Source organism: Arthrobacter sp. 10T413_2 (genome assembly GCF_056394205.1).
In genome coordinates, this window is sequence record NZ_JBFTHK010000256.1 from 1 (window position 1) to 4,912 (window position 4,912).

At 68.6% G+C, this 4,912-nt stretch carries 6 protein-coding genes; 1 reads left to right on the plus strand and 5 read right to left on the minus strand.

Annotated features, from left to right (window positions below):
• The coding region (locus tag AC1DBQ_RS21880) for an MFS transporter (RefSeq protein ID WP_476930513.1) at positions 1–985 on the plus strand (985 nt) is incomplete at its 5' end.
• A gap of 17 nt (positions 986–1,002) precedes the next feature.
• Here AC1DBQ_RS21880 and AC1DBQ_RS21885 read toward each other — a convergent pair.
• From AC1DBQ_RS21885 to AC1DBQ_RS21905, 5 genes are all read right to left on the minus strand, one after another.
• Complete coding sequence (locus AC1DBQ_RS21885) at positions 1,003–1,713, minus strand: GNAT family N-acetyltransferase (protein WP_476930514.1); 711 nt, start codon at positions 1,711–1,713, stop codon at positions 1,003–1,005.
• 80 nt (positions 1,714–1,793) lie between these two features.
• Positions 1,794–2,819, minus strand: coding sequence for a 6-phosphofructokinase (locus tag AC1DBQ_RS21890; RefSeq protein WP_476930515.1), 1,026 nt, complete (start codon positions 2,817–2,819; stop codon positions 1,794–1,796).
• Between the two features lie 157 nt (positions 2,820–2,976).
• Positions 2,977–3,231: a PspC domain-containing protein gene (locus AC1DBQ_RS21895; protein WP_476930516.1), complete on the minus strand. Its 255-nt coding sequence runs from the start codon at positions 3,229–3,231 to the stop codon at positions 2,977–2,979.
• A 3-nt stretch (positions 3,232–3,234) separates the two neighbouring features.
• A complete protein-coding gene (locus AC1DBQ_RS21900; protein ID WP_476930517.1) occupies positions 3,235–3,498 on the minus strand; it encodes a hypothetical protein in 264 nt (87 codons plus the stop codon).
• 1 nt (position 3,499) lies between these two features.
• On the minus strand, positions 3,500–4,912 hold a 1,413-nt coding region (locus AC1DBQ_RS21905; RefSeq protein ID WP_476930518.1), incomplete at its 5' end, for a PspC domain-containing protein.

Consider the following 4,912-nt stretch of genomic DNA (forward strand, 5'->3'; position numbering starts at 1 on the left):
GCTGAGTGCMCTCGGACTATTTCTCGTCGTCTTCGGCATCCAGGAGGGCGAGAAGTACGATTGGGGCACCATAGCCGGACCCATCACCGTCTGGGGCCTGATCATCAGCGGCATCGCCGTGCTGGTCGTCTTCGTCCTGTGGCAGAAATTCAACACGGGTGAACCGCTGCTGCCCCTGTCCCTCTTCAAGGACCGCAACTTCTCGCTCGCCAATATTGCGATCACCACGGTGGGCTTCACCGTCACGGCGTTCACCCTGCCCCTGATTTTCTACTACCAGATTGTCCGCGGCCTGACCCCCACCGAGTCGGCGCTCATGATGGTGCCGATGGCGTTGATCTCCGGCGGCCTCGCACCGGTCGTGGGCCGGATCATCGACAAGGTCAACCCGAAATTCATCACCGCGAGCGGCCTGGTCCTGATGTCCGTGGCGCTGTTCTGGAACGCCCTCCTCATGCACCCGGACACGCCCATCTGGCTGTTCCTGCTCCCGAGCGCCGTGCTGGGCTTCGCCAATGCAGGCATCTGGGCCCCGTTGAGCTCCACCGCCACGCGCAACCTGCCACCGCGGCAGGCCGGGGCCGGCTCGGGCGTCTACAACACCACCCGCCAGATCGGCGCCGTGCTTGGCAGCGCCGCCATMGCCGTCCTCATCCAGGCCCGGCTGGCCGCCGAGCTTCCCGCCGGTCCCGGGGCAAGCCCGGACGCCAGCCCGATGGGCTTCGGGGGCGCCTTGCCCGAGCCGCTCCATGAGGGGTTCTCGACGGCGATGGGCCAGTCCATCCTGCTCCCGGCGGCCGTCATCCTGCTCGGCGCAGCAGTGGTCCTCTTCTTCGCCAAACCCAAGCCGGTCCAGGGCTGGGGCGAGGCGGCTCCCGTGGCCGAAGGCACTGCGGCCACGTCGGACGCAGCACGCACAGCTGCGGAGTCAGCCGYGGAACCGGCTGCCGGGGCCACGGGCCAGGCCGCCGCAGAGCGCCGCTGACCCGGCCGGCATCCGGATCAGCCCAGCAGCACGCTGGTCTGGATGCCGCCCGCGGAGAAACCCAGGCTCCGGGCCAGCGCCAGCGAGCCCTTGTTGCTGACCTCGGAGCGCCACTGCAACGTCAGCCCGGCGGCGAGGGCCTCGTGGGCGGCGATCGAAGCCGCGAGTTTGCCCAGCCCGCGGCGCCGCCACTCCGGCGCCACCAGAACGCCCATGTGCGCCAGGAGCCCCTCCCACTCGGCGTACGCGCCGCAGGCCACGGGTGTCCGGCGCCCGTCTTCGACATGCATCACTGTGGAGCGGTGTTCGAGGTCCGCCAGGCCCACCTCATTGACGTCGTCTGGCGGGCAGAACGTCTCCAGCTCGATCGCCTCGGGGTTCCCGTGCGAGACCGTCAGTTCCTCGGACGGCTGCTGCAGGGGGAGGTCGTCGGCGAAGAAGAGTGCCGCCGCGCCGAGCCCGTGGCCGCCGTGGCCCCGGGTGATGGTCAGGAGCGTCACGTGCTGGGCCAGCTCCTCGTCGGCGAGACCGGCCGCGGCGTCCAGAGCCCATTGCGGGCCCACCAAAGCCGAGTTGCCGAACAGGCGGACGAACTGCACGGACCGGGCCGACTCGTCGGCCCGGGTGAGGCGCTCACCCGCGGCGGACGCGAAGGCGCCGTCGTCGAACCCCAAACGGCGCGCCCATGCCAGCTGGACGATTTCGGCGGAACCGGGCTCAAGAGTCATGAATCAACCCTACCCACCGCGGGCGGGCGCCCCGGCCGCATCGTGCCGTGCGCGACTCCGGGCCACTTATCCGAAGTGGTTTATCCGAAGAGGACGGCGGCCTCGTCGTAGCGGCTCTGCGGGACGGACTTGAGGTTKCCGAGCGCGGCGTCGAAGCCGACGTGCACAATGTCGGTGCCGTGCAGCGAAACCATCKTGCCCCAGCGCTTTTCCACCACGGAGTCGATGGCCGCCATGCCCAGGCGGGTGGCCAGGACGCGGTCGAACGCGGTCGGGACTCCACCGCGCTGGATGTGGCCCAGTACCGTGGCGCGGGTTTCGATTCCGGTGCGGGCTTCGAGTTCCGGGGCCAGCATCTCGGCGATGCCGCCGAGGCGCGGGCGGCCAAAGGTGTCCAGGCCGCGCTCCGAATGCGGGGACTCCTGGCCTTCAGGCACGAATCCCTCGGCGACGACCACCAGCGGTGCGCGGCCGCGGTCGCGGGCGGAGACAACCCATTCGGCGATCTGTTCCATGGAGGCTTTCTGCTCCGGGATCAGGATGGCGTGGGCGCCCGAGKCCATGCCGGCGTGCAGGGCGATCCAGCCCACATGCCGGCCCATGACCTCCGCAATCATGCAGCGGTGGTGGGATTCCCCGGTGGTGCGAAGCCGGTCGATCGCCTCGGTGGCGATCTCCACGGCAGTGTCGAAGCCGAAGGTGTAGTCCGTTGCATCGAGGTCGTTGTCGACCGTCTTGGGCACGCCCACGATCTTGAGACCGGCGTCGGTGAGCCGCTTCGCCGCGGCCAGGGTGCCCTCGCCGCCGATGGCAATGATCGCGTCGATCCCKAGCCGGTCCATGTTGGCCTTGATKACCTCGGGACCGCCGCCGTTCTCGAACGGGTTGGTCCGGGACGTGCCGAGGATGGTGCCGCCCTGCTTGGCGATGCCGCGGACCATGGTKCGGGGAATCTCGACGATGTCCCCCTCGACAACGCCGCGCCAGCCATCCCGGAATCCCACGAACTGCTGGCCGTGGACGGCGATGCCCTTGAGGACGGCGCCACGGATGACGGCGTTCAGTCCGGGGCAGTCTCCGCCGCTGGTGAGGATTCCAATTTTCATGTCTTGGCTCAAATCCTGGTTTGAAGGGGTACAGGCAGAGCGCCACGCTGAGCTCACCTAGATTCTAGTAGCGCGTGTGGGGCAGGACACAAACGGTTACAAACGGGTGCCMCTGCCGTGAAGGCAGGGGCACCCGTTCGCGCTGATGCCGACGCCGCTAGCGCCGGGAGGAACGCTTCGCGAGGAAAGTTTCCAGGATGATGGCGTTGCGCTGGTCCGGAAGGAGCAGCCACGCCGCGAGGTAGACCACGAAGGCCGGGCCGGGGAGCAGGCTTACCAGCAGATAGGCGATCCGGACAAAGGCGACGTCCACATTGAGTTTGGCGGCAACTCCGCCGCAGACGCCRCCAAGCCAGCGCTGCGGACCACGTTTCAGGCCGAAGMCCCGGATGGTGCTGAAGAATTTATCCATGGCTCAAGACTTCCCTGTTGTTGGTTTATTGTCACGCCTGCGGGCCGAGAGAAGGCCGCCGATTATCAGCGCGGCACCGGCGCCAATCATCAGGCCGATCAGGACATAGGTGCCGTTCAGGGCCACGATRCCCAGCCGGGAGATGATGAGCAGCGMGGCAAAGGCCACCACTGTGAGCCCCCAGACCACTGTGCCCACCCGGGCCKGGGAGTTCGCCTCTTCCGGCGCCTGTCCGGCGCCGTCCKCGGAGTCGTCATAGCTGCTCATGTCAGTTGCCTTCCTTGATGGTCACGTTGCTGACGGTGCCGGAGATCTGGACGATCAGCCGGGCGCCCGGCTTGGAGGTGTTGTAGTCGCTTTGTTGGTTCATCATGCCGCCGTGGTCCTGGTTGCCTTCGTGCAGGTTTCCCATGGTCATGTCAGCCTGGATCTGCACCGGGACTGTGTCCGGGATGACGACGGTCACKTTGCTTGCCGTCGCGTCGATTGGAACAACGACGTCGGAGCCCAGCGGGGGATTGAGTGCCAGCCTGGTCAGGTCCAGGGTCCCGGTGCCGCCGGTGATTTCGAAGCCGCCGCGGGCCTGTTGAATGCTCGACGGCGTCCAGTCGGCATTCTGGAACCGGAACCGGTCGCCGTGTGGGACCACGCTGAAGATTCCCCCGATCAGCAGGGCCACGACGGCGAAGAAGCTCAGGATGCCCGAGGTCCGGCCCCGCAACCCTGCAACCAGGATCCCGAGTCCCAGGATGGCCGCGCTGATGGCCCAGACCAGAGCGTTGCCGGACTCGCCAAGATTGATCACGTGGGCGGCGTCGAGGGCCTTGACGCCGCCTCCCACCAGGAGGGCGGCGCCGACGGTGATGGCGACAGTCGGAGTGCCCGGGCCCGGGTTGCGTCGCGGGGCGGGAGGCATCGGCGGGACTCCTGCCCCCGGGCCGTAGCCGCCGGGCGGAACGGAACCGGGCGGCACGGAATCGGGCGGGACAGGGCCGGGCACGGCGGAGCCGGGCAGGGTGGGGCCCGACGGCGGCGGACCCCAGGCCGTGCCTGCCGCGGAGACGCCGGGGTCGCCGTCGTGCTGGCCATAGGCCGGTGCGGAACCCGCCGGGAAGCCCCCGGCTGATCGCTGCCCGGCGCCTGCGCTACCGGTGCCCGCCAACGTTGCGGCGCCGGCCGGGCTGCTGGATTCGTACCGGGAGGGCGTGGGAACGGCTCCGTTGCGGGTCTTGTTGCGCTGGGTCAGGTAGTACACGAGGTAGATCGCGCCGCCCACCCAGAAGACGGTCCAGGCGAAGGCGCCAAAGCCGTAGCGGTTCCAGCCCCAGACGCCGGCGCCCAGGCTGGGGAAGCCGATGACTGCGGTGATAAGGGCGCCGGTCATCCCGGCAGTCCACCGGCCCGCGCCGGCCTCCTGGACGTGAATCCGGCCGTCGGGTTCTGGCAGCAGTGCCCACGCAAGGCCGTAGGCGAGCACGCCAACTCCGGCGAACACGGTCAGGACGATCAGGACGCCGCGAATAATCAGTGGGTCGACGCCGAGCCGTTGGGCTATGYCGCTGGCCACTCCGCCGATCCACCGGTCGCGTCCGCGGTAAATACCCTGGCTGCGGATCCAGTCGAAGAAGTTCTGCGGCTGGCGCCCCGGAAGCTGCCCGTCCAAGCCCGGCCCGTACTGCGA